The sequence below is a fragment of the Stenotrophomonas maltophilia R551-3 genome, from assembly GCF_000020665.1.
GTDB lineage: Bacteria > Pseudomonadota > Gammaproteobacteria > Xanthomonadales > Xanthomonadaceae > Stenotrophomonas > Stenotrophomonas maltophilia_L.
The window spans coordinates 1,926,087-1,947,847 of record NC_011071.1; the positions used below are offsets into that span (position 1 = coordinate 1,926,087).

25 protein-coding genes and 1 tRNA gene are annotated in these 21,761 nt (G+C 66.3%); 10 read left to right on the top strand and 16 right to left on the bottom strand.

Annotated elements, in window-relative coordinates; genetic code table 11:
• Positions 1-72 precede the first annotated feature (72 nt).
• Complete coding sequence (locus tag SMAL_RS08775; protein ID WP_012510845.1) at positions 73-1,584, top strand: MFS transporter; 1,512 nt, start codon at positions 73-75, stop codon at positions 1,582-1,584.
• Here SMAL_RS08775 and SMAL_RS08780 read toward each other — a convergent pair.
• The 3 genes from SMAL_RS08780 to SMAL_RS08790 are packed head-to-tail and all read right to left on the bottom strand — an operon-like array spanning position 1,578 to position 3,731.
• Positions 1,578-2,294 (bottom strand): SDR family NAD(P)-dependent oxidoreductase, encoded by a 717-nt coding sequence (locus SMAL_RS08780; RefSeq protein ID WP_006362652.1) that lies wholly within the window; start codon positions 2,292-2,294, stop codon positions 1,578-1,580. The genes SMAL_RS08775 and SMAL_RS08780 overlap by 7 nt on opposite strands.
• Before the next feature lie 28 nt (positions 2,295-2,322).
• Entirely contained in the window at positions 2,323-3,051 is a 729-nt protein-coding gene (locus SMAL_RS08785; RefSeq protein ID WP_012510846.1) for a GNAT family protein, read from the bottom strand.
• A 14-nt stretch (positions 3,052-3,065) separates the two neighbouring features.
• A complete protein-coding gene (locus SMAL_RS08790; RefSeq protein ID WP_012510847.1) occupies positions 3,066-3,731 on the bottom strand; it encodes an ArsR/SmtB family transcription factor in 666 nt (221 codons plus the stop codon).
• 55 nt (positions 3,732-3,786) lie between these two features.
• On the opposite strand from SMAL_RS08790, the gene SMAL_RS08795 reads away from it, so the two are divergent.
• Together SMAL_RS08795 and SMAL_RS08800 are read left to right on the top strand one after the other, a co-directional pair.
• Positions 3,787-4,290, top strand: coding sequence for a DUF2938 domain-containing protein (locus SMAL_RS08795; protein ID WP_012510848.1), 504 nt, complete (start codon positions 3,787-3,789; stop codon positions 4,288-4,290).
• A gap of 41 nt (positions 4,291-4,331) precedes the next feature.
• On the top strand, positions 4,332-5,135 hold the full coding sequence (locus SMAL_RS08800) for an APH(3')-II family aminoglycoside O-phosphotransferase (protein ID WP_012510849.1): 804 nt from the start codon (positions 4,332-4,334) through the stop codon (positions 5,133-5,135).
• On the opposite strand, the gene SMAL_RS08805 is transcribed toward SMAL_RS08800, so the two are convergent.
• On the bottom strand, positions 5,108-5,533 hold the full coding sequence (locus SMAL_RS08805; RefSeq protein ID WP_012510850.1) for a DoxX family protein: 426 nt from the start codon (positions 5,531-5,533) through the stop codon (positions 5,108-5,110). The genes SMAL_RS08800 and SMAL_RS08805 overlap by 28 nt on opposite strands.
• Positions 5,534-5,676: 143 nt before the next feature.
• On the opposite strand from SMAL_RS08805, the gene SMAL_RS08810 reads away from it, so the two are divergent.
• The 3 genes from SMAL_RS08810 (at position 5,677) to SMAL_RS08820 (ending at position 8,404) form a co-directional block, all read left to right on the top strand.
• On the top strand, positions 5,677-6,267 hold the full coding sequence (locus SMAL_RS08810; RefSeq protein WP_012510851.1) for a TetR/AcrR family transcriptional regulator: 591 nt from the start codon (positions 5,677-5,679) through the stop codon (positions 6,265-6,267).
• Positions 6,264-7,298: a DUF418 domain-containing protein gene (locus SMAL_RS08815; protein WP_012510852.1), complete on the top strand. Its 1,035-nt coding sequence runs from the start codon at positions 6,264-6,266 to the stop codon at positions 7,296-7,298. Before SMAL_RS08810 ends, SMAL_RS08815 begins: the two co-directional genes overlap by 4 nt.
• Before the next feature lie 98 nt (positions 7,299-7,396).
• On the top strand, positions 7,397-8,404 hold the full coding sequence (locus SMAL_RS08820) for an aminoglycoside phosphotransferase family protein (RefSeq protein ID WP_012510853.1): 1,008 nt from the start codon (positions 7,397-7,399) through the stop codon (positions 8,402-8,404).
• Between the two features lie 142 nt (positions 8,405-8,546).
• Here SMAL_RS08820 and SMAL_RS08825 read toward each other — a convergent pair whose 3' ends face one another.
• The 7 genes from SMAL_RS08825 to amaB form a co-directional block, all read right to left on the bottom strand.
• Positions 8,547-9,434 (bottom strand): DMT family transporter, encoded by an 888-nt coding sequence (locus tag SMAL_RS08825; protein ID WP_041864507.1) that lies wholly within the window; start codon positions 9,432-9,434, stop codon positions 8,547-8,549.
• Between the two features lie 32 nt (positions 9,435-9,466).
• Complete coding sequence (murB, locus tag SMAL_RS08830; RefSeq protein WP_012510855.1) at positions 9,467-10,528, bottom strand: UDP-N-acetylmuramate dehydrogenase; 1,062 nt, start codon at positions 10,526-10,528, stop codon at positions 9,467-9,469.
• Between the two features lie 8 nt (positions 10,529-10,536).
• Positions 10,537-11,592, bottom strand: a complete 1,056-nt coding sequence (locus SMAL_RS08835; protein ID WP_012510856.1) for a quinone-dependent dihydroorotate dehydrogenase — start codon at positions 11,590-11,592, stop codon at positions 10,537-10,539.
• An 8-nt stretch (positions 11,593-11,600) separates the two neighbouring features.
• Positions 11,601-12,371, bottom strand: a complete 771-nt coding sequence (locus SMAL_RS08840) for a class I SAM-dependent methyltransferase (protein ID WP_012510857.1) — start codon at positions 12,369-12,371, stop codon at positions 11,601-11,603.
• Between the two features lie 5 nt (positions 12,372-12,376).
• Positions 12,377-12,661, bottom strand: coding sequence for a DUF4190 domain-containing protein (locus tag SMAL_RS08845; protein WP_012510858.1), 285 nt, complete (start codon positions 12,659-12,661; stop codon positions 12,377-12,379).
• A gap of 138 nt (positions 12,662-12,799) precedes the next feature.
• On the bottom strand, positions 12,800-13,639 hold the full coding sequence (locus tag SMAL_RS08850) for an SDR family NAD(P)-dependent oxidoreductase (protein ID WP_012510859.1): 840 nt from the start codon (positions 13,637-13,639) through the stop codon (positions 12,800-12,802).
• The gene (amaB, locus tag SMAL_RS08855) at positions 13,639-15,171 is read right to left on the bottom strand and encodes an L-piperidine-6-carboxylate dehydrogenase (protein WP_012510860.1); all 1,533 of its coding nucleotides are present in this window, start codon (positions 15,169-15,171) and stop codon (positions 13,639-13,641) included. Before amaB ends, SMAL_RS08850 begins: the two co-directional genes overlap by 1 nt.
• Before the next feature lie 183 nt (positions 15,172-15,354).
• On the opposite strand from amaB, the gene SMAL_RS08860 reads away from it, so the two are divergent.
• Positions 15,355-15,431: transfer RNA gene (locus SMAL_RS08860), tRNA-Arg, on the top strand.
• Positions 15,432-15,467: 36 nt separating this feature from the next.
• On the opposite strand, the gene SMAL_RS08865 is transcribed toward SMAL_RS08860, so the two are convergent.
• Complete coding sequence (locus SMAL_RS08865; RefSeq protein WP_012510861.1) at positions 15,468-16,358, bottom strand: dihydrodipicolinate synthase family protein; 891 nt, start codon at positions 16,356-16,358, stop codon at positions 15,468-15,470.
• Positions 16,359-16,496: 138 nt separating this feature from the next.
• Between SMAL_RS08865 and SMAL_RS08870 the strand changes: the two genes are divergently transcribed.
• Positions 16,497-16,970, top strand: coding sequence for a GNAT family N-acetyltransferase (locus tag SMAL_RS08870; RefSeq protein WP_012510862.1), 474 nt, complete (start codon positions 16,497-16,499; stop codon positions 16,968-16,970).
• A 6-nt stretch (positions 16,971-16,976) separates the two neighbouring features.
• Here SMAL_RS08870 and SMAL_RS08875 read toward each other — a convergent pair whose 3' ends face one another.
• Complete coding sequence (locus SMAL_RS08875; protein WP_012510863.1) at positions 16,977-17,534, bottom strand: GNAT family N-acetyltransferase; 558 nt, start codon at positions 17,532-17,534, stop codon at positions 16,977-16,979.
• 146 nt (positions 17,535-17,680) lie between these two features.
• On the opposite strand from SMAL_RS08875, the gene SMAL_RS08880 reads away from it, so the two are divergent.
• Positions 17,681-18,574, top strand: a complete 894-nt coding sequence (locus tag SMAL_RS08880; RefSeq protein ID WP_041864508.1) for a helix-turn-helix domain-containing protein — start codon at positions 17,681-17,683, stop codon at positions 18,572-18,574.
• Here the strand turns inward: SMAL_RS08880 and SMAL_RS08885 are convergent.
• Positions 18,522-19,352, bottom strand: coding sequence for a universal stress protein (locus SMAL_RS08885; RefSeq protein ID WP_012510865.1), 831 nt, complete (start codon positions 19,350-19,352; stop codon positions 18,522-18,524). The genes SMAL_RS08880 and SMAL_RS08885 overlap by 53 nt on opposite strands.
• 170 nt (positions 19,353-19,522) lie before the next feature.
• On the opposite strand from SMAL_RS08885, the gene SMAL_RS08890 reads away from it, so the two are divergent.
• Positions 19,523-20,089 carry a TetR/AcrR family transcriptional regulator gene (locus SMAL_RS08890; RefSeq protein WP_012510866.1) on the top strand — a complete coding sequence of 189 codons (567 nt, stop codon included), beginning with the start codon at positions 19,523-19,525 and terminating at the stop codon, positions 20,087-20,089.
• A 31-nt stretch (positions 20,090-20,120) separates the two neighbouring features.
• Here SMAL_RS08890 and SMAL_RS08895 read toward each other — a convergent pair whose 3' ends face one another.
• Complete coding sequence (locus tag SMAL_RS08895; protein ID WP_006362973.1) at positions 20,121-20,480, bottom strand: response regulator; 360 nt, start codon at positions 20,478-20,480, stop codon at positions 20,121-20,123.
• Positions 20,470-21,633 carry a two-component system sensor histidine kinase NtrB gene (locus SMAL_RS08900; protein WP_012510867.1) on the bottom strand — a complete coding sequence of 388 codons (1,164 nt, stop codon included), beginning with the start codon at positions 21,631-21,633 and terminating at the stop codon, positions 20,470-20,472. Before SMAL_RS08900 ends, SMAL_RS08895 begins: the two co-directional genes overlap by 11 nt.
• Positions 21,634-21,761 lie beyond the last annotated feature (128 nt).

Consider the following 21,761-nt stretch of genomic DNA (forward strand, 5'->3'; position numbering starts at 1 on the left):
GGGATTTTTCCAGAATCATGTCGTCGATAGCATCAATCCCATGGCGCTTGGCCATGTTGAAGCTTCATCCACATGTCTGTTCCCTATTCGCGGGCTGCCGAATCGTCCGCTCGGGGGCTGGTCCTTGCCGGCTGCCTGACCGCCCTCATCATTCCACTGAGCATCGCCAGCCCCGCGGTGGCCATCCCTGCGATACGTGCTGCATTGGGCGGGTCTCCCGCAGAGCTGTCCTGGATGATCAACGCCTATCTGCTGACCTACGGCAGTACGACGCTGGTGGCCGGTGGATTGGCCGATCTGTACGGCAGGCGCAGGATCTGGATCCTGGGTGCCCTGCTGTTTGCGATCGTCACCGGCCTGATTCCCTTGATGCCCGATGTGGCATGGATGAATGGCATGAGGCTGCTGCAGGGAATGGCCGCGGCGGCAGCGTTTGCCGGCGCGATGGCGTCGTTGGCACAGGTGTTCGACGGCCAGGCGCGGGCCAGGGTGTTCAGTCTGATCGGGACCACCTTCGGCGCAGGGGCTGCGGGCGGGCCCTTGCTGGCCGGCGGGCTGATCGATGGCCTGGGCTGGGAGTGGGTGTTCTTTCTGCCCGCGCTGCTGGCCGCGTTGACCGTACCGTTGATCGCCGTTACATCCGTCGAATCGAAGAATTCAGGCTCGCCCCGGTTGGATTGGCTGGGGGCGGCAACCTTCACGCTTTCCCTGGGTTCACTCACCTACGCGATGATCGTGCTTCCAGAGTTCGGTGGACTGCATCCGCAGACGCTTGTACCGCTACTGCTCTCGGTCGTTCTGCTGGCAGCATTCATTGCGGTGGAGCGGTCCCATCGCACGCCGCTGCTGGACCTCGAACTGCTCCGCAACCGGCGCTTTGTCGGGGTGCAGATTCTGGCCGTGGCGCCCGCGTTCTGCTACGTGGTGCTGCTGGTCATGCTGCCGGCGGGCTTCATTGGTGTGGAAGGCCTGCGGCCAACCGAAGCCGGGCTGGCGATGGCAGCATTGTCGGGTCCATTGCTTGTCGTTCCGCTGGCGTCCGGTTATCTGCTGCGATGGATTCCCGCGCGGGCGTTGTGCTGTGCCGGTCTGTTGATCGCTGCGGCTGGTCTCGCGTGGCTGGCACAGGTGTTCGAGTCCCCGCCGCAACGGTGGATGCCGATGTTGGCCATCGGTATCGGTATCGGGCTTCCGTGGGGAATCATGGATGGTCTTGCGGTCAGCGTGGTCGGCAAGGAGCAGGCAGGCATGGCTGCTGGCATCTTCAACGCGATGCGATTGGCCGGTGATGCAATCGCGCTCGCCGTGGTCGGCATCATGCTCTCGGCCGGTATCAGTCGGAGCATGATGCTGGAGGTCGGTCACGTGGCCCGTGCCACATCGCACAAGCTGTCCATGGGCGACCTTGCCGGTGTTGCGCAGGAGCTGCCCGGCGTATCCAGAACGGTTCTGGCCCAGGCGTACCTGGGCGCGGTCCACAGCCAGCTGTTGATCCTGGCCGCTGCCACGGTAATTTCAGCCCTCGTGCTGTGGTACCTGCTGCGCGACGAGGTTGAGCCCACGCCGGGCCGATGCAGTCAGTAGCGCGGGTCGGCGATGGCCGGCAGTACCAGCTCGCGCACGAAGCCGGACGGTGACAGCTGCAGCAGCGCCCGCACCATCGTCACCACGTCATGCACCGGCACCAGCTCGCCTTCACCGCGTGTGGCGGCTTCGGATACCGGCACCGAAAGCGCATCGTCGGTATTGAGATACCCCAGCTGCAAGCTGGTCACCGCCAGCCGACGGTCGCGGAAGCCTTCGCGCAACGCATCGGCAATACCGTTGAGGGCGAACTTGGAGGCGCCGAATGCCACTTCCGGGCGGCCACTGCGCGGCAGCGCGGAGGTCGAGCCGGTCAGCACCAGCTGCGGACGCGGCGAGGTCAGCACGCGGGGCAACAGGCGCTGCAGCAGCACCAGGGTCGCGCTGATGTTGACGTCGACCAGCTGCGTGAGCGCCGCATCACTTTCATCGAGGAAGTCGTACGCGTCGCTGAAGGCCCTGTCTTCCCAGATGCCCAGGTTGTGGATCAGCACATCGATATCGGCCGGTGCCTGCGCCGCGATGTGGTCGGCAGCCACGGTCGGCTGGGACAGGTCTGCTTCGATCCATTGCAGGGTGACGCCTTCGGGGCAGGCGATGTCGCGTGGGCGGGTACGCGAGACACCGATGACGGTGTCACCTGGGCCGCACAGGCCTTCCACGAACGCGCGCCCCAGGCCCCGGCTGGCGCCGATGATCATCAACTTCATGTTGCTTCCTTGTTGTGCTGCGGCGGCCTCACGCGGCCGCCAGAATGATGTCCCAGTCACCGAACGCGCGCAGGCCGGCGCGTTCGGCGGTGATGAGCGATGCCATGTTGTCGAGCTGGCAGCGGTACTGCGGCTGCAGCCCGGACACCTGCGCGGACAGGGCCATGGCCTGCACCAGATGGCGTGCATGACCGCAGCCACGGGCCGCCGGCAGGGTCAGCACGCCCATGTCGGCAAGCGTCGGATCCAGGCTCCACGGATACACGCTGCCGGCAGCGGCCAGCCGCTCGCCGTCGAAGGCGCCGAATACCTGCCAGTGTTCGAGTTCGACCCAGGCGGCATCGAGATCCTCCTCACTGGCGCTGGCCTGGAACACGTCAAACGCAGCAGCGTCGGCTGGGCCGAGACGGCGGATGTGGGGTGGAGCAGGGTGTTCGGCCAATGCCGCCAGGGATGCGGCAGGGAAACAGAAAATGCGGTCTGCGCCATGCGTGCGCTGGCCGATGTCGATCAGGCGCTGTTGCAGATGTTCCAGGGTCCAGTGCGCGCGTGCCTGCAGTTGCAGGCGTTCAGCCAGGACAGGGCGCAGCAGTGCGCGCGCGGGGCCGGAAACCGGCTGCAGCAGCATGCCGTTCTCGCCCTCATCGAGGTCGTCGCTGCAGGCAATGTGCAGCGTCGGGTCATCCTGCAGGACGCGTTCGCCCGCGAACAGGCGCCGCCAGCAGTTGTCGATCAACGGGGAGAACACATCATCCATGACACGCAACTCACTCAGTGCTGGGGCAGATCGACCTGCAGGCCCGCGGCTTTCCATTCGGGGTAGCCGGCGGCGAGCCGCTGCGCGGTCAGTCCGGCCTCGCGCAGCATCGCCACCGCATCGTTGGAAAGCACGCAGTAGGGCCCGCGGCAATAGGCCACAATGTGGACGGCACGCGGCAGTTCGTCCATCCGTGCGCGCAATTCTGTAACGGGAATGTTCAGCGCGCCGGGCAGATGTCCGAGCGCGAACTCTTCCTGCGGCCGCACATCCAGCAACACCACATTGTCTCGTTGCTGCAGCAGCTGTTCCACCGTCAGCCCATCCAATGCATCGCGGCGCAGCACGCTGTCGGCAATCACATCGTGCATTTCGCTGCGCTGGTGGTCGGCGTAGTCGCGCAGCGCGGCCATCAGGTTGCCCAGCGGGCCATCACCACTGCGGTACAGGATGCGCTTGCCGTCGCGACGGGTCTGCACCAGGCCAGCGCGGCGCAGCTGCTGCAGATGCTGGGAGGTATTGGCCACCGACAGCCCTGTCAGTTCGGCCAGCCGTTCCACCGCGCGTTCACCCTGGGCGATGTGTTCCAGCAGGGCCAGGCGGTGGGCATGGCCGAGGGTGCGGGCGATCTCGGCCAGTGCTTCCAGCGGCGAGGGGGGCGGCTCGGTTGCGGCGTTCATGCGGCGCACGCTAGCATCGCTCTATCATTCAAGCAAATAATTGAAGGTGCGCGATATGAGCGGGTTGGCGACATGGGTAGTGGACGCGGTGCTGATCGGTGTGGGCGCGACCGCAGTGATGGATCTGTGGGCGCTGTTGCAGCGGCGCCTGCTCGGCATTCCTTCGTTGGACTTCGCGATGGTGGGCCGCTGGCTGGGCCATCTGCCGCGCGGGCGCTTCCGCCACGATGGCATCGGCCGCTCGGCGGTGGTCGGCGGTGAACGCGCGCTGGGCTGGACCGCGCATTACCTGATCGGGGTGATCTTCGCCGGGCTGCTGCTGGCGGTGGTCGGCGTTGACTGGGTGCGTGCACCGACCCTGCTGCCGGCGCTGGCCTTCGGCATTCTCAGTGTGGCCGCGCCCTTCTTCATCCTGCAACCGGGCATGGGCGCGGGCATTGCGGCATCGAAAACGCCAGCGCCGGGCAAGGCGCGCCTGCGCAGCCTGGTGGCGCACAGTGTGTTCGGTCTCGGCCTGTATCTAGCGGCCGCGCTGTTGGCGGCGGTCGGCGCGGAATGAGCGAGAATCCATGGGGTCACCGGCAACTGGAGCACCCCGGCATGCAGGCAACACACGCAAGCAGCGACGGCATGCCGTTGCCATCGGCGTGGCGCGAAGCGCTGGCCGGCGCGCGCATCGAGCGGCAGTCGATCGGGGTTTCGCGTGCGGACGTCGCCCGCGTGCATCGACCGGGGCAGGCCGATGCCTTCCTGAAATCGGAAGTGATCGATCCCTTCAGTGAGCTGGGCGATGAGATCGCCCGCCTGCGTTGGCTGCAGGCGCAGGGCCAGCCGGTGCCGACGGTGATCGCCACCGCCGAGGACGCTGGCCGGCGCTGGTTGCTGATGAGCGCGCTGCCCGGCCGTGACCTGGCGTCCTCGCCGGAACTCGTCCCGCAGCGGCTGGTGGAGGTGCTGGCCGATGCGTTGCGCGGGCTGCATGCGTTGCCGGTGGCAGCATGTCCGTTCGATCAGCGCCTGGCCTCGCGCGTGCAGGCCGCGGTGGCGCGCGCCGAAGCAGGCCTGGTCGATGCCGATGATTTCGATGATGAGCGCCTGGGGCAGAGCGCGCAGCAGGTGCTTGCCGAGCTGCTCGCCAGCCAGCCCGCACATGAAGATCTGGTGGTCAGCCACGGTGATGCCTGCCTGCCCAACCTGATGGTTGCCGAGGGCCGCTTCAGTGGTTTCATCGATTGTGGCCGGCTGGGTGTGGCCGACCGCTATCAGGACCTTGCGCTGGCCGCGCGCAGCCTTGTCCACAATTTCGGTGATACGCGCTGGGTCGCGCCGTTGTTCCAACGCTACGGCGCGGTGGCCGACGAGCGCCGGCTGGCGTTCTACCGGTTGCTCGACGAGTTCTTCTGAGCCCGCGCATGGCTGGCGATGGCCGCGCAGATCAGGCCACCGACCACGCTCAGGTGTTCCAGCGCGAAGAACAGGGCCAGCTGCTGTTCGGCGCCGTGCTTGTTCCAGAAGGTATGCACGATGACGATGGTCAGCAGCATGAACACCGCCAGCGCGCCGCTGCCCAGCCAGAGCAGGCGATCAAGCAGCAGGCACACTGCGCCGCCCAGCAGCACCACGGCGCTGGCGATGTTGAACATAACAGGCGGTTGCAGCCCGGCCGCCTGCATTTCGGCCACGCTGTTGTCCCACGCCAGCAGCTTGGCCAGGCCCGAGGACAGGAACACCACGGCCAACAGCAGTCGGGCGAGGAACCACAGCACGCGGCTGTCGAGCAGGGTGGTGATCATCCGTGGCATGCAGGAACTCCGGGTTGAGCGTGGGACAGGCCGCGCAGCATCGGGCCTCAACCGCAGTTGAGGTCAAGGCTGGCTGAACGGAGCCCGACCTCGGCCGGATCGTCAGCTTCTAATTGGACGAACGTTCGTTCACTATTTTCGCCATGAACCGAGCCGACCGCAACGAGCAACGCATCGCGCAGATCCTGCAGGCCGCCCTGCAGTGCTTCCTCGTGAAGGGATTCCACCAGACCAGCATGCGTGACATCGCGCAGGCGGCCGGCGTCAGCCTGGGCAATCTCTACAACCACTTCCCGGGCAAGGAAGCGATCATCCTTGCAGTGGCGGTGGCCGAGAGCGAAGAACTGGCACCGTTGCTGCAGCGACTGGCCGCGTCCGATGGCGAACGCACACAGGTGATGGCCTTCCTGCAGGACTTCCATGCGCTGTGCCGGCAGCCGGAATGGGCAACACTTGCGGTCGAGGTGCTGGCCGAGAGTGCACGCAACCCTGCCGTGGCCGAGGCCTTTGCGACCAACCGCAGGCAGCTGCAGCAGGCGCTGGGCGATGCCCTGCAGCGTGTTGCGCAGCGCGAGCGGCGGCGACCCGCGCTGGCCCCGGCGCTGCAGGCGCAGGTGCTGTTGGATGCGATCGAAAGCGATGCGCTGCGTCGGGGACTGGGCGAAGCCGATGGCACCGACGATGCATCGCTGGATCTTGGCCTGCTCGCGCTGCTGCTGGGGGCGCGTGCATGAGCACCGTGGACCGGCGGTTGCACGGGCTGGACCTGGCGCGTTACCTCGCACTGGCCGGCATGGTGCTGGTCAACTTCCGTCTGGCGATGGCCGTGCCTGCAGAGGGTACGAGCTGGTTGGCAGGCTTCTTCCATCTGCTGGAAGGCAAGGCCTCGGCGACGTTCGTCACCCTGGCCGGGCTGGGCCTGGTGCTGGCAACGCAGCGGCAGCCCTGGTGGCAGGCCAGCGTGCAGACCTGGCGGCGCGCCGTGTTCCTGCTGGTGCTGGGCCTGCTCAACCTGATCCTGTTCCCGGCCGATATCCTGCACTACTACGCGGTGTACTTCGCGCTGGCGGTGCTGTGGCTGCGAGCATCGCCGCGCATCCTGCTGGCCAGCATCGTGGCGTTGGCATTGGTTTCGTTCTGGGCGCTGCTGCACTGGAACTACAGCGAAGGCTGGAACTGGCAGACGCTGGAGTACGCCGGCCTGTGGCAGTGGCCGGGTGCGGCGCGAAACCTGTTGTTCAACGGTTTCCACCCGTTGATGCCATGGCTGTGCTTCTTCCTGCTGGGCATGCTGCTGGCGCGCCTGCCACTGGCGCAGCCGCGGGTGCAACGCGGGTTGCTGGTGCTGGGCCTGCTGCTGATCGGCGCCGGCCATGGTGTGCAGCATCTGGCGCAGGGAACGCCGTGGCAGGCATGGCTGGGAACGCAGCCGATGCCGCCGGGTCCTGCCTATGTACTGACCGGGGCGGGCGCGGCCTGCAGTGTGATTGCCGCCTGCCTGTGGCTCACGCGGGTACACCCGGGTGACTGGCTGGAACCCTTCACGGCGGCGGGACGCATGACCTTGACCCTGTATGTCGGCCACATCCTGCTGGGCATGGGCACGCTGGAAAGCCTGGGCCTCCTGGACGGCAGCGCGTCATTGGCCTCGGTACTGCTGTGGGCACTGCTGTTCCTGATGCTCGCGACCGCTGCGGCGTGGCTGTGGTCATGGCAGTTTGCGCGCGGTCCGCTGGAGGCAGTGATGCGGCGCATCGCAGGCTAGTTCTTTGGTTGCACCGCACGATGTTGTGACGGACATGTCTGTGTCGCAGCGAAGTCATCTGCGATAGTGGCGGCAGGTAATACTTTCCGTTTGCATCCATGTCATTCGCTTCGGCGCAGCATCTCGGCGAAGTCCTTCAGCAATCCTATGGCATCACCGCCACTGCGGTGGTGCCGCGCCCGGTGGGCGCCGACGCCAATGCCAGCGTGTATCGCATTGATGCACGGCACGGGCAATGGTGGCTGAAATGCCGGAACTACCAGGTTGATCCCTCGGTATGGGACAGCCTGCATTGGCTGCGCGGCACCCTCGGCATAGACGAAATCGTCGCGCCATGGCCGGCGCTGACCGGCGGCGCGTCGGTGCAGCGCTGGGGCCTGCAGTTCACCCTGTTCCCCTATATCGAAGGCCAGTCCGGCTTCGAGGCGGCGCTGAGCCGCACGCAGTGGCGGCGGCTGGGGGAGGTGTTGCGACGCCTGCACGGCGCGCCGCTGCCTCCGGAGTTGCAGCAGGCATTGCCGATCGTACGGCTGGAAACCGCGGCGCTGGAGACGGTGGGGCAATGGTTGGCCGGTGAAGGACTGGCGGTGGCGCAGGACGGGCTGGGGCGCGCATTCGCTTCGGTCTGGGATCAACAGCATGCGCGCATCGCTGCGCTGCATGCGCACGCGCTGGAGCTGCACGCTGCGTTGAAGGATGCGCCGGTCGACCTGCATCTGTGCCACACCGATCTGCATGCCGGCAATCTGCTGATGGGCAACGACGGCGGTCTGCATCTGATCGACTGGGATGGCCTGTCACTGGCGCCGCGTGAGCGCGACCTGATGTTCATCGGTGGCGCCGTGGGCGGTCGCTGGGGCCGCGAGAATCCGCTCGATTTCGCGGAGGGCTATGGCGGCGACCTCGGGGATCCGCGCTGGATCGCGTGGTACCGGCATTGGCGGATCCTGCAGGACCTGATCGAGTTCCAGCAGGTGCTGCTGGGCAGCGACGGTGAGGAGCGTTCGCCGCAACTTCGCCGGCAGTCGCTGCATTACCTGGGAGAGCAGTTCGCGCCGGGCAATGTGTTCGATGCGGCGGAGCGGGTGTATCGGGCGTTGGATTAGATTCTGGGCCGTTGCCAGGATCGCGCCGGGTAGAGTCGACTGTTAGTCGACTGCTCTTCGATTGGAACGGGCAAAGCCCGCGCTGCGCGCGATAGTCGACTAACAGTCGACTCTACCAAGGGCTTGTCCATCGAGGCGGTTTTCATTCGGCGGGCTTGGCTGCTGATGAGGCCGCAGCGCTCGCTGCGCGGCGCGACAGCACCGCTTCGCGGTGGGCGATGTAGGCGTTGGCGGCGAGGATGATGCCGGCACCGACGATCGTCCATCGATCCACGGTTTCATTGAACAGCAGCCAGCCGCACAGCGTCACCAGTGGCAGCTGCAGGAAGCTGATCGGGGTCAGCGCCGAGACTTCGCCCAGGCGCAGCGCACGTGTCCACAGCAGCTGGCCGATGGTGCCGAGCACGCCGGTGGCCAGCAGCCACAGCCAGGCCACGCCGGTCGGCCAGACCCAGACGAACACTGCCGGGATCAGCGACAGCGGCACCCAGAACACGTAGGTATAGAGCACCACGGTGTCGGCGCTGTCGATGCGGGTCAGCTGCTTGATCTGGATCGCCACCAGCGAACTGAGCACGGCCGCACCCACCGCCACCAGGCTGCCCGCAGTGAAGCCCGCGGTACCGGGGCGGACGATCACCAGCACGCCGATGAAACCGACCACCACCGCGGCCCAGCGGCGCACGCGCACGACCTCGCCCAGCCACAGCACGGCGGCGATGGTGACGAACAGCGGCGTGGAGTAGGAGAGCGAGACCGCCTGCGCCAATGGCAGATGGCCCAGCGCCCAGAATGCGCACAGCATTGAGCCGAGGCCAATCGCACTGCGTACGAAGTAGCGCGGCAGCTGCTGCGTCTTCAGCGGCGCGTGGCCCGGCCGCAGCAGCATCGGCAGCAGCGCGAGCAGTCCGAAGGCGTTGCGGAAGAATGCCACTTCCTGGGTGGGCACGTAACGGGTGGCATAGCGGATCGCCACCGCCATCAGGCCGAACGCCAGGGTGCTGCCGAGCATCAACAGCGCCGCCCGCATCGGGGTGGCGCTGGGGGAGAGGGCGGGGGTGTTCACCACTGTGCGCCGAGCAGGCGGGGCTCCGGTTCGATCGGCACGCCGAACTTTTCCAGCACCGAGGCCGAGATGCGGCGGGCCAATGCCAGCAGTTCAGCGCCGGTGGCGTTGCCGTGGTTGACCAGCACCAGCGCGTGGCTCGGCGCCACGCCGGCATCGCCTTCGCGGAAGCCCTTCCAGCCGCAGGACTCGATCATCCATGCCGCCGAGACCTTGCGCTTGCCGTCCTGGTCGGACGGAAACACCGGCAGTTCGGGGAAGTGCTGCAGCAGCACGTCGACCTGCTCCAGCGGCAGCACCGGGTTCTTGAAGAAGCTGCCGGCATTGCCGAGCACATCCGGGTCGGGCAGCTTGCGGCGGCGGATCGCGATCACCGCATTGGCCACGTCCACCGCGCTCGGCAATTCCACGCCCTGCGCCTGCAGTTCCTCGCGGATGCCGGCGTAGTCCATGCGCAGGTCATGCAGCAGCGGCAGCTTCAATTCGATGGCGGTGATCAGGTAGCGATCGGGCTGTTGCTTGAACACGCTGTCGCGGTAGGCGAAACCACATTGTTCGTTGTCCAGCCGTATCCAGGCCTGTTCCTGGCAGTCCCAGGCTTCGACGGCCTGGATGAACTCGCCGACCTGCGCGCCATAGGCGCCGATGTTCTGGATCGGCGCGGCACCGGCCGTACCGGGAATCAGGGCCAGGTTCTCCAGCCCGGACAGGCCTTCCTGCAGCGACCACATCACCAGGCCGTGCCAGGGCACGCCGGCGCCGGCGCGGATCACCGCATGGTCGGCGCGGTGCTCAAGGAAACTGATGTCACGGTTGCCGAACACCAGCACGGTGCCGGGGAGGTCTTCGGCGATCAGCACGTTGCTGCCTGCACCCAACACCAGCAGCGGGCCGCTGGCCACGTCGGGCAGGGCGAGTACTTCCGGCAGCAGCGCCGCATCGTGCAGTTCCAGCAGCTGAGCCGCGCTGGCCTGCACGTGGAAGGTGTTCAGTGCCTGCAGCGGCGCGTTGCGGGTGAGCGTCCAGCGCAGCGGGGCATTGCCGTCGACGGTATCCATGGGCGCGCTCACAGCGGGGCCACCGCGCCGCGGCTCGGCGCTTCGCGGCGGCGACGGATCGCCTCCACGCATTCCGATACCAGCGACGGGCCGCGGAAGATCAGGCCGCTGTAGCACTGCACCAGCGCCGCACCGGCAGCCATCTTGGCCACCGCGTCGGCACCGGACAGGATGCCGCCAACGCCGATCAGCGGCATCGATTCGGGCAGGCGCGCGCGCAGGCGGCGCAGCACCAGCGTGGACTGTTCCAGCACCGGCGCACCGGACAGGCCACCGGCTTCGTTGGCCAGCGGGTCGCCGGCCACCTTGCTGTGGTCGATGGTGGTGTTGGTGGCGATCACGCCGTCCACCTGCAGTTCGCCCAGCACGCGCGCGGCGGCGTCGATGTCGCGCTCGCTGAGGTCCGGTGCAACCTTCACCAACATCGGCACGCGGCGGCCATACCGGGCGGCCAGGCTTTCCTGGCGCTCACGCAGCTGGCTGACCAGCTGGCGCAGCGAGGTTTCTTCCTGCAGTTCGCGCAGGCCGGCGGTGTTCGGCGAGGAAATATTGACGGTGATGTAGTCGGCCAGCGGGTACACCTTGTCCAGGCAGGCGATGTAGTCATCTGCGGCCTGTTCGTTGGGGGTGTCCTTGTTCTTGCCGATGTTGATGCCGAGCATGCCGCGACGGTTGCGCGCGCGCTCGACGTTGCGCACCAGCGCGTCCACGCCCGCATTGTTGAAGCCCATGCGGTTGATGATCGCGTTGTGTGCGGGCAGGCGGAACAGCCGCGGCTGCGGGTTACCTGCCTGCGGGCGCGGGGTGATTGTGCCGATCTCGACGAAGCCGAAGCCGAGCGCGAACAGTGCGTCGATGTGCTCGCCGTTCTTGTCCAGGCCGGCGGCCAGGCCGACCGGATTGGGGAAGGTCAGCCCGAACACCGTGCTGGGCATCGGCGCGATGCGCGCGGCGAGCAGCGGCGTGGTGCCGGTGCGATAGGCCAGGTCCAATGCGGACAGGCCAAGGCCGTGGGCGCGCTCGGCGTCGAGCGAGAACAGGAAGGGGCGGGCAAGCGAATACATGCGTCGGTTCAGTCCAGCGTGCCGAGGAAGGCTCGGGTTCGATATTCAAAATCAACCTGGCCGTCGACCGCATGGGCGGCGAACAGGTCCTGCAAAGCGTCGATCATCGGCGCGTGGCGCGGATGACCGGATTGGGGGGCATAGGAGGAGGACAGCAGGCGCCCGCGCAGGGCATCGAAGTCCAGATGCTGCACGTTCGGCAGCTCCACCGCGCCGCGCAGGCCGTTGCCGAACCAGGCCTGCATGGTGGCGTTATCCTGGTAGCGCTCGGCCACGGCGGAGTAGTCGGTGCCGTAGTCCAGCAGCAGCTGTTCGTAGCCGACCAGGAACGGGCTGGCATCGAGCAGGCGCGAATTCCAGTAGATCAGCGCTTGGCCGCCGGGGCGCAGGATGCGCTGCCATTCGGCGCGCACCGCCACGGTATCGAACCAGTGGAAGGCCTGCGCGACGCTGACCAGATCAATGCTGGCATCGGCCAGTCCGGTGGCCTCGGCGCGGCCGTCGACCGCGCGGAACTGCGGGTACTGCGGTGCCAGCCATTGCTCAGCCGCGCCCCGCATGGCCGCATTGGGCTCAACCGCAACAACGGGATGACCGCTGGCCAGGAACTGGCGGCTGGAAATGCCGGTGCCGGCGCCGATGTCGGCGACCAGCGCCTCGCGGTTGACACCCATCGGGCCGTGCAGCCAGTCCAGCAGGGCCGGCGGGTAATCGGGCCGGTAGCGGACGTAATCGGCGACGCGGCTGCTGAAGCGTTCAGTGCTGTCGGAGGCGGTCATGGCGCTCAGTTCGACATCGCAGCGAGCCAGGCCAGGCCGCCGAAGAACAGGATGAAAACCAGGATGGCGGCGATCACCGCGCCGACCATCACCCAGCCCAGTACCAGGCCGGTGACGGCCAGGCCATCGCCTTCCAGTTCATGCTGGCGGCGGCGGATCTCGGCGCGGGCCATATGCCCGGTGATGATGGCCACGATGCTGGCCACGAAGGGCAGGACGGTCCAGCTGGCGATGCCCATGACCAGGCTGACCACGGCCAGGGCGCTTGTCTGTCGGGGTGCCACGCTCATCGGGGTCCTCCTTGGCAGTGTGCACATGATAGTGCCTCTGCCCTGGCAATCCCATGCCCGGAGGATACGATGGTAGGCCTCGACCTTGGTCGACGAAAGGCATGCCAACCAAGGTTGGCAGCTACCGGGATGCCGGTGTCAGCCCATCAACACCTGGCCGCCATCCACGTTGAGCACGCTGCCGGTGACCCAGCGCGCCAGCGGCGAGCACAGGAACAGGGCGGCATCGGCGATCTCGCGCGGGTGGCCGAAGCGGCCGAACGGAATCTTCGCCAGCGTACCGTGGTACAGGGCGGGATCTTCGGTGCGGCGGCGGTCCCAGAGGCCGTCATCGAACTCGATCGAACCCGGTGCGATGGCATTGACCCGGATCCGATCCTTGGCCAGCGCCAGTGCCTGCGAGGTGGTGTAGTGCGACAGCGCGGCCTTGGCGGCGGCGTAGGGTGCGCCACCGGGGCGCGGCTGCTGCGCGGCAATCGACGACAGGTTGAGAATGCAGGCATCGCTGGATGCGCGCAGCCAGGGCAGGGCCAGGCGCGAGGCCCTAACGGCGGCCATCAGATCGATCTGCAGGCTGGCCGCCCAGCCATCCTCGTCGTCGGCCATGCCATAGCCGGTGGCGTTGTTGACCAGCACGTCGATGCCGCCGAGTGTGTCGGCGGCTGTTTGCAGCCAAGCCTGGATCTGGCCAGCGTCGGCCAGATCGGCGGAGAACGTATGCAGTTCGAAGTTCTGCGCCCGCGCATCGGCGCGCAGTGCATCCAGACCGACCTGGCCTCGGGCGCAGACCGAAACCTGCGCACCGGCGCCGGCAAACGCCAGCGCCATTTCACGACCGATGCCCTTGCTGCCGCCGGCGATCAACACGCGGCGGCCGGTGAAATCGAGGATCGGAGCCCCTGCGGGGATCCGACCCTTCTCTTGGGTCAGATCCCCGGAGGGGCTCTGACCCACGGACGTGGCCGGATCCGTTGCCATCACAGATCGAACTTGATGCCCTGGGCCAGCGGCAGCGAATCGGAGTAGTTGATGGTGTTGGTCTGGCGGCGCATGTAGACCTTCCATGCATCCGAGCCGGACTCGCGGCCACCGCCGGTGTCCTTCTCGCCACCGAACGCGCCGCCGATTTCCGCACCGGACGTGCCGATGTTGATGTTGGCGATGCCGCAGTCGCTGCCGGCCGCCGACAGGAACTTCTCGGCGGTCTTCAGGTTGGCGGTGAAGATGGAGGACGACAAGCCCTGCGGCACGCCGTTCTGCATGTCGATGGCTTCGTCGATGGTGTCGTACGGCATCACGTACAGGATCGGCGCGAAGGTCTCATGCTGGACCACGGCGTCGCTGTTCTTCAGGCCGGAGACAATCGCCGGCAGCACGAAGTTGCCAGCGCGATCGATGCGGGTGCCACCAGTTTCGATGGTGCCGCCGGCGGCCTTGGCCTGGGCGATGGCATCGAGGAACTGCTGCACGGCGCCATCGCTGTTCAGCGGGCCCATCAGGTTGGCGGCGTCGGTCGGGTCGCCGATCTTGCCTTCCACCTGCTTGTAGGCCTTGACCAGGGTGGCCAGCACGTCGGCGTAGATCGAGCGGTGCACGATCAGGCGGCGGGTGGTGGTGCAGCGCTGGCCGGCGGTACCGACCGCGCCGAACACGATGCCCGGCACGGCCAGCTTCAGGTCGGCGGTTTCGTCCAGGATGATGGCGTTGTTGCCACCCAGCTCCAGCAGGCAGCGGCCGAGGCGACGCGCGACCTTCTCGTTGACGGTGCGGCCAACCTGGGTCGAGCCGGTGAAGCTGATCAGCGGCACGCGACGGTCATCGACCATCTTTTCCGACAGCGCGGTACCGGCATCGTTGATCAGGAAGAAGATGTCCGGGAAACCGGCTTCGCGAAGAGCGTCGTTGCAGATCTTCATCGAAGCGATGGCGGTCAGCGGCGTCTTGTTGGACGGCTTCCAGATGCACACGTCGCCACAGATGGCGGCCAGGAATGCATTCCAGCTCCACACCGCGACCGGGAAGTTGAAGGCCGAGATGATGCCGACCAGGCCCAGCGGGTGGTACTGCTCGTACATGCGGTGGCCGGGGCGCTCGGAATGCATGGTGTAGCCGTACAGCATGCGGCTCTGGCCCACGGCGAAATCGGCGATGTCGATCATCTCCTGCACCTCGCCATCGCCTTCCGGCTTGCTCTTGCCCATTTCCAGGGCGACCAGCGAACCCAGCGCGTCCTTGTGTTTGCGCAGTGCTTCACCGCACAGGCGCACGGCTTCACCGCGGCGCGGCGCCGGCGTGGTACGCCAGACCTTGAAGGCTTCCTGGGCGCGGGCGACGACGGTGTCGTACTCGGCCTCGGTGGTCGCGCGGACCTGCGCGATCGGCTCGCCGGTGGTCGGGTTGACCGGGGTGATCAGCTCACCGCTGGTCGCGCTCGACCACTCCCCGTTGCCCAGGTACGTGCCAGCGTTGATCGCGTCCAGGCCAAGGGACTTGAGCAGCTCGGAAGACATGCAGACTCCTGTGTTTCGTTACGTTGTTTGGTGCCATCGCGGGCAGGTGGGGGACGCGATGAACTGAGCCGCCGATGGTAGCAGAGCAACCCGCACAGCCATGGTGCAACGCGCCAGTAAAATGCGATGGAACATGAACGCTTGGAGGGCAGGGGCGCTTACCTGTAAACTTCCCGGCTGCATGGCCCCGTAGCTCAGCTGGATAGAGCGTCCCCCTCCTAAGGGGAAGGTCGCCCGTTCGAATCGGGCCGGGGTCACCATCCGCTGCAGCCTCCTGACAGGTGCTCGCCGGGGTTTCACCGTAACCCGAGCCCGCCCAGCACCGTCGCGACCTCTTCCCGCTCGCCATCACGCAGCCCCTGCAACGGCAGTGGCAGGCAGTCCTCGCCGCACAGCCCCAGCAGCGCCGCCGAGCAGGCCATGACGCGAATCCCGCCGAACCGGTCGTACAGTGACCAAAGCGGTGCCAGCCGCGCAGACAGGGCAATAGCGCCCTCCGCATCGCCGCTACCCACGGCTCGCGTGATCTGCAGCGCAACCTCGGGGAACAGCCCGGCGGTCACCGAATACCAGCCATCGCACCCCGCCAGTAGTCCACGCACCGCAGATGCGTCACCACTGACGCCCAACGTCACATGTGCGGGAACGCACGCACGGAGTGCCGCAACACGCGCGGCCGCATCGGCCGGATCATCAGCAAGGCGCGGAATCTTGATCGAAGCGATGTTGGGCAGCGCGGCAATCCGGCCATGCAGTGCATCGGTGAAGCGGAAGTGCGTGGTGCCTGGGTTGTCATAGACGCAGATCGGCGTGCGCACCGCCGCACAGATGGTTTCAAACAGCGCTTGCACCTCATGATCCTTCAGGGGCTGGTAGGACACGGGCGCGAGCAGCAGGCCTGCGGCACCCGCATCTTCGGCATCCAGGGCCAGCTCCAGCACATCCCGGGTGCGTAGTGCGCCGATGCCAGCGATGACCGGTACGCCTCCTGCGTGGGCCAGGGCCTCGCGCAGCACGCGCTTGCGTTCACGCTTCTCCAGATAGGCATAGCTGCCGGTGGAGCCAAGCACGCCCATCGAGTCAACTCCGGAATCGGCCAGGCGCTCGACCAATCCCGCAAATGCCCGAAAGTCGATGTTGGATTCAGAGAGGGGCGTAAGTGGAAACGCGCTGAGGCCTTTGAACATGGGATCTCCCGAATCTGGGGTGGGCTGGGTGCTACCGCGCTTGGGGCGTGGCGGCTGGACGCCTGGAATTGTTTGTTGTCCTATGACAAAACTCAAGCGCCACCGTGCAGCGTGTCTGCTCGGTGCAGATGGCGCACCATGAGCGTCATGAAGCCGAGCCTTTGCCCTGTCCAGCCTCCGCACTACGCCACCATCGCCGATTGGCTTGATTCCGCCGAGGCCACCCAGCGCTGGGCAGGCCCCGGTGTGCCGTTTCCCTTACCGTCGGAACGGTTCGCGCAGGTGCTCGAACTCGGGTTGCGGCCGGGCTGGGCGCTGCTGGACGAGCAGGGCCAGTGCCTTGGCTTTGGCCAGTACTGGATGACCGACGCCTGCACCGCACACCTGGGCCGCATCATTGTTTCGCCATTGGCGCGCGGGCGCGGCCTTGGCCGGCTGCTCATGCAGTCCCTGGGGGAACAGGCGCTGCGCGAAGACGGTATGCAACGCCTCACCCTGCGCGTCTATCGTGACAACGCAGCCGCCGTTGCCCTGTATCGCGACCTCGGTTTCCAGCAGGTCGGCGCGTCCTCGACGCCAGAACTTCTATTCATGCAGCACATGGCGGGCTGAGACCGCTCAGGCCGGTGTGGCGGCCTGCAGGGCAAACCACTGCTCGCGGGTGATGCGGCTGATGTGCTCGGTGCGGTAGTCGCCGAGAAAGCTGTTGAACTTGTCCACTTCGGTATGGTGATGCTGAAAACCGCATTTGCTCTGTGCGCTGAGCGATTGCAGGTTGTCAGCGAAGTAGCCGCACCACAGTGCGTCCAGTTCCAGCTGCATGAAGGCGTGTCGCATCACTTCGCGCACCGCTTCGGGGACCAGCCCGCGGCCCCAGTACGGGACGCCGATCCAGTAGGCGATCTCACCCTCTCGATTGCTGATCTCGAAATTGCTGTCAGCGCCGATCAGGATGCCGACGCAGCCGATGGCGCGGCCATCCTCGCGGTTCTGCAGTGCGTAGACCTCCGGCTGATTGAAGACGGTGCGGATGATTTCGGTACTTTCCTCGACGCTGGTGTGTACCGGCCAGCCGGCGATGGGGCCCACGCGCGGGTCGCGGGCGTACTCGTACAGATCGGCGGCGTCGGTGTCGCGCCAGGGGCGCAGGATCAGGCGTTCAGTGTGCAGCTGCATGGCAGTTCCAGGTACAGAAAGAGAGTGCACAGGCTAGGTTCCGGCGCATCGCGGGCACAGGGCGGGACCTTGATGATTCCGGTACTTTTGACAACTCAATGCCGAGGGCCGCTATGCTGTGCCCCGGAATCCAGCCGGAAGGGCCCATGGACCGCATACCCCAGCTTCTGGATCAGGACGAATCCATGCGCCTGGAGGTCAGCACGCTGGCCGAGGGGCAGGGCGTCCCGTTGTCGTTCGGCCACGCCTATCTGGCGGTACTGGTATGCGTATCGGGGCGCGCACGCTTTGCACTGAACTTCCGCGAGGTGGCGATGCAACGGCACGATGTGCTGGTGCTGGCCGAGGACACGCTGGCGCTGCTGCGGCAGCGCTCACGCGGCTTTCTGGCCGTGGTCTGCCTGATGCCCAAGGCGCTGGCGTCGGAGGTGGCTTATGTACTGCCCAATGCGCTGTTCCAGTTCCTGCACGAACAGCCGCACTGTCGGCCGTCAGCGCTGGATCTGCCGCTGCTGCAGGGCTGGCTGCAGCTGATGATGGACGCGCAGCACAACGGCGGACGGCACCGCCATGTGATGCTGCGCAATCTGCTGCAGAGCTTCTTCCTGAAGATGGCCACGCTGCTGCCGAAGCAGAAGCGGGTGCCGGCACAGGTCAGCCGGCGCGAGCGCCTGGCCTGGAACTTCTGGGAGCTGGTGGGCCAGCGCAGCACGCGCCAGCGTGACGTGCAGTCCTATGCGGAGGCGCTGTGCATCACCCCGTTCTATCTCTCGCAGCTCACCCGCGAATGTTTCGATGAAACGCCGAAGGCGTTGATCGACCGCCAGGTGGTGCTGGAGATCAAGGCGCTGCTTACGTACAGCGAATTGCCGATCGGACGCATTGCCGATCGCCTGCAGTTCGAGGATGCGTCGTACCTGTGCCGGTATTTCCGGCGGCATACCGGTCAATCGCTGACCGGCTACCGCCGAGCGGGGCAGGGCGGGACTAGTGCGATACGAACAGCGGCGCCGGCACTTCGGCCAGCAGATCCTCGGTGACCCCGCCAAGCACGCGCTCCACCACCCGGCTGCGGCTGTAGGGGCCCAGAACCAGCAGATCGGCTTCGGCGTCCAGCACGTGCTGGCGGATGGTTGCGGCGATGCCGCCCTGGCTCGAGTTGATCGCCTGTACTTCCACTTCAACGCCGTGCCGCGCCAGATGCTGGGCCATCTCGGTACCGGGTGCGCCTTCGGTCTTGGGCGTGTCGACCATCAGCAGGTGCACGGCCTGTGCACGGGCGAGCAGCGGCAGCGCATCGGCCACCGCGCGACGCGCCTGTTTGCTGGCATTCCAGGCCACCACGATGCGACGACCGACCTGTTCACCGCGCCAGTGTGGAGGCACCAGCAGCATTGGCACGCCGGTCTGGCGCAGCGTGCCCAGGGGCCGCCAGCCGCTGGGGGCGCCGGGTGTGTGCGGATAGCCGGCGATGATCAGGTCGCAGTACAGCGATTGCAGGGCCAGGTCGGCACCGCCCAGATAATCCGAAACGATGCGTAGCTCGGTGCTGATCTGCAGTGGTTCGGACACGGCACGCAGGTTCTGCATCAACTGCGCGGTACAGGCCGCGTCGGCGCGCGCTTCATGATCGAGCGCTGCGGCAATGCCGGCGCCACGCGCGAACCCGTTGGCGATGTCGGTGGGATGCTGGGCAGTGGACACTGCGACCAGATGCGCCTGCTGTGCCTGCGCCAAGTGGGAGGCGATGTTCAGTACGCGTTGTCCGGTGTCGCTGGCATCGAACAGCACAGCGATATCGCGTAGGGGATGCAGCATGGCCTTTCTCCTTCGATGCCTGTGACGCGTTCCCTGCCATGCACCGACCCGGGTGCACCGGACGCAGCTCCCTTGTAGCGCATCTGCGATTCGGATGAATCACTTTTGATTCAGTTTATTAATTGATGATTCATGCTAGCGTGGCCGTATTCCCGGTTTCCGACCCTTTCATGCGACCCGCCACCGCCCGCCCACGCCGCGACCTGCACCACGCCCTGGCGGCCACCCTGGTCAGTCATCCGCGCTGCACGCTCAGCGAGCTGGCGAGGGGGGCCGGCATCAGTCGCGCCACCCTGTACCGGTTCGCGCCGACCCGCGAGGCGATCGACGAGGCGTTGTTCGCCGCGGGCTTCGAGCGCCTGGAGGCAGCGGCCAGCTGGTTCGACAAGGGCGCTGATGCGCAGCACGTGCTGGAGCAGGTCACCACCACGCTGCTCGCCGATTGGGAGCTGGTGACCCTGGTGTTCGCGAGGATGATGGAAGAGCAGCAGCGGCAGGGTGACCTGCATCTGCTGCCAGAGCGCTGGGCACCGATCGGCGATCGCTTCGAGGCGTTTTTCCTGGATGGCCAGAAGGCCGGTGTGTTCAACGTCGAGTTCAGCGCGGTGTGGCTGGCGGACTTTTACTGGACCTGCTTCTACGGCATCACCTGGTCGCTTGCGCGCGGTCGCATGGCACCGGCATCTGCAGCGTCCACGCTGCTGGCCTCGTTCCGTCATGGTGCGATGAAAGGGTGACCGTCGTGCTGCCCACGCAGCTGGGCAGGCCTCACGCCTGTTTCAACAGCTCCACCAGCTGGCGCAGGCGATAGGGCTTGGGCAGGAACTCAACCTGCTCGGGTAGCGGCGGCAGCTGCGAGCGGGCGTAGCCGGATGACAGGATCATCCGCGCCTGCGGTTGATCGCGCGCCACGTGTTCGCTGAGTTCGATGCCGGACATGCCGTTGGGCATGCTGATGTCGCTGAACACCACGTCGAAGCGTGCTTCACCCTTCAACAGGGCGGCCGCTTCGTGTGCATCGGCGGTCGTGGCCACGTCGATGCCGAAATCGCGCAGGGCCAGGCCGATCATTTCGCGAAGATCGGTCTGATCCTCCACCATCAATACGCGGATCGGGTCATCGGTCATGGGCAGGTTCCTCCATTGCGGGAAGCAGCAGGCTGACCGTGGTGCCGACACCGGGCGTGGTGGACACGTCGACGAAGCCGCCGCTCTGGGTAGTGAATCCGAACACCTGGCTCAGGCCCAGGCCGCTGCCTTTGCCGATGTCCTTGGTGGTGAAGAACGGTTCGGTTGCCCGTTCGGCGATATCAGCGGCCATGCCATGGCCCTCGTCGCAGACGCTGAGGGTGACATAGCCACGTTGCAGCGTGGAGTCCGCATCCGGGTCGAGGCGATGCTCCAGTGCAGTGCCGATCAGGATGCGGCCGCCTTCAAGGGTAGCATCTGCGGCATTGGCGACCAGATTGGCCAGCGCCGTCTGCAGCTGCAGCGCATCGGTGTTGATCGCAGGCAGGCCGGGCGCAAGCTGCGCATCCAGCACCACCGTGGGCGGGCAGGCGCGTTGCAGGTCCGGCAGCCACTGCCGTATCAGCGCATTGATATCCAGTGGTTCGCGGATCAGGGTCTGCCCGGTGCTGAAGGCCAACAGCTGGCGGGTCAGCAGTGCACCGCGATCGGTCGCAGTCTGCGCCGCATCAAGCAGCTCGGCGGCGCGCGCATCGTCACCGTTCACGCGCAGGGACAGCAGGTCCAGTGCGTTGCCGATGGTGGTCAGCAGATTATTGAACTCGTGCGACAGCCCGCGGCTGAGGCGGCCGACCGTCTCGAACTGTTGGGTATTGCGCAGCGCGCGCTGGGCATCACGCAGCAACCGCTGTGCCTGCCACTGCTCGGTGATGTCGCGGGTGATCTTGACGAAGCCGAGTAGCTCGCCCGCTTCGACGACCGGCTCGATGACCACGCTGGCACGGAAAGACGAGCCATCGCGGCGCACTCGCCAGCCTTCACTGGCGACGTGGCCCTGCTGCGCTGCGAGGCGGAGCAAGCGCTGCGGTTCCCCGGCTTCGCGATCGGCAGCCAGATAGAAACGGCCAAAGTGCGTGCCGACCACTTCATCGGCTGAATAGCCCTTGATGCGCTCCGCGCCCGGGTTCCAGCTGCAGACGATGCCATCAGGATCAAGCAGGTACAGCGCATGGTCGCGCACGCTGTCGATCAGCAGTCGCAGTTGGCGAGAAGGGTCCGTCAGCACGGACGTCGTAGAGGCATCAGCGTCCACGTACAAATAAGTGTTACCCCTGTGAGGGACGTGAAGCTAGGCATTCAAGTGTGAAGGCGGTGTGGAGGCGCGGCACGTGCCAATGGTCCTGTGCGGCTGAATACGACACGGAGTACCATCACCCACCT

Bases quoted from the DNA above. Each gene is read 5' to 3' on its own strand.
- SMAL_RS08775 (WP_012510845.1), top strand. From the start codon at position 73: ATGTCTGTTCCCTATTCGCGGGCTGCCGAATCGTCCGCTCGGGGGCTG.
- SMAL_RS08780 (WP_006362652.1), bottom strand. From the start codon at position 2,294: ATGAAGTTGATGATCATCGGCGCCAGCCGGGGCCTGGGGCGCGCGTTC.
- SMAL_RS08785 (WP_012510846.1), bottom strand. From the start codon at position 3,051: ATGGATGATGTGTTCTCCCCGTTGATCGACAACTGCTGGCGGCGCCTG.
- SMAL_RS08790 (WP_012510847.1), bottom strand. From the start codon at position 3,731: ATGAACGCCGCAACCGAGCCGCCCCCCTCGCCGCTGGAAGCACTGGCC.
- SMAL_RS08795 (WP_012510848.1), top strand. From the start codon at position 3,787: ATGAGCGGGTTGGCGACATGGGTAGTGGACGCGGTGCTGATCGGTGTG.
- SMAL_RS08800 (WP_012510849.1), top strand. From the start codon at position 4,332: ATGCAGGCAACACACGCAAGCAGCGACGGCATGCCGTTGCCATCGGCG.
- SMAL_RS08805 (WP_012510850.1), bottom strand. From the start codon at position 5,533: ATGCCACGGATGATCACCACCCTGCTCGACAGCCGCGTGCTGTGGTTC.
- SMAL_RS08810 (WP_012510851.1), top strand. From the start codon at position 5,677: ATGAACCGAGCCGACCGCAACGAGCAACGCATCGCGCAGATCCTGCAG.
- SMAL_RS08815 (WP_012510852.1), top strand. From the start codon at position 6,264: ATGAGCACCGTGGACCGGCGGTTGCACGGGCTGGACCTGGCGCGTTAC.
- SMAL_RS08820 (WP_012510853.1), top strand. From the start codon at position 7,397: ATGTCATTCGCTTCGGCGCAGCATCTCGGCGAAGTCCTTCAGCAATCC.
- SMAL_RS08825 (WP_041864507.1), bottom strand. From the start codon at position 9,434: ATGCGGGCGGCGCTGTTGATGCTCGGCAGCACCCTGGCGTTCGGCCTG.
- murB (WP_012510855.1), bottom strand. From the start codon at position 10,528: ATGGATACCGTCGACGGCAATGCCCCGCTGCGCTGGACGCTCACCCGC.
- SMAL_RS08835 (WP_012510856.1), bottom strand. From the start codon at position 11,592: ATGTATTCGCTTGCCCGCCCCTTCCTGTTCTCGCTCGACGCCGAGCGC.
- SMAL_RS08840 (WP_012510857.1), bottom strand. From the start codon at position 12,371: ATGACCGCCTCCGACAGCACTGAACGCTTCAGCAGCCGCGTCGCCGAT.
- SMAL_RS08845 (WP_012510858.1), bottom strand. From the start codon at position 12,661: ATGAGCGTGGCACCCCGACAGACAAGCGCCCTGGCCGTGGTCAGCCTG.
- SMAL_RS08850 (WP_012510859.1), bottom strand. From the start codon at position 13,639: ATGGCAACGGATCCGGCCACGTCCGTGGGTCAGAGCCCCTCCGGGGAT.
- amaB (WP_012510860.1), bottom strand. From the start codon at position 15,171: ATGTCTTCCGAGCTGCTCAAGTCCCTTGGCCTGGACGCGATCAACGCT.
- SMAL_RS08865 (WP_012510861.1), bottom strand. From the start codon at position 16,358: ATGTTCAAAGGCCTCAGCGCGTTTCCACTTACGCCCCTCTCTGAATCC.
- SMAL_RS08870 (WP_012510862.1), top strand. From the start codon at position 16,497: ATGAGCGTCATGAAGCCGAGCCTTTGCCCTGTCCAGCCTCCGCACTAC.
- SMAL_RS08875 (WP_012510863.1), bottom strand. From the start codon at position 17,534: ATGCAGCTGCACACTGAACGCCTGATCCTGCGCCCCTGGCGCGACACC.
- SMAL_RS08880 (WP_041864508.1), top strand. From the start codon at position 17,681: ATGGACCGCATACCCCAGCTTCTGGATCAGGACGAATCCATGCGCCTG.
- SMAL_RS08885 (WP_012510865.1), bottom strand. From the start codon at position 19,352: ATGCTGCATCCCCTACGCGATATCGCTGTGCTGTTCGATGCCAGCGAC.
- SMAL_RS08890 (WP_012510866.1), top strand. From the start codon at position 19,523: ATGCGACCCGCCACCGCCCGCCCACGCCGCGACCTGCACCACGCCCTG.
- SMAL_RS08895 (WP_006362973.1), bottom strand. From the start codon at position 20,480: ATGACCGATGACCCGATCCGCGTATTGATGGTGGAGGATCAGACCGAT.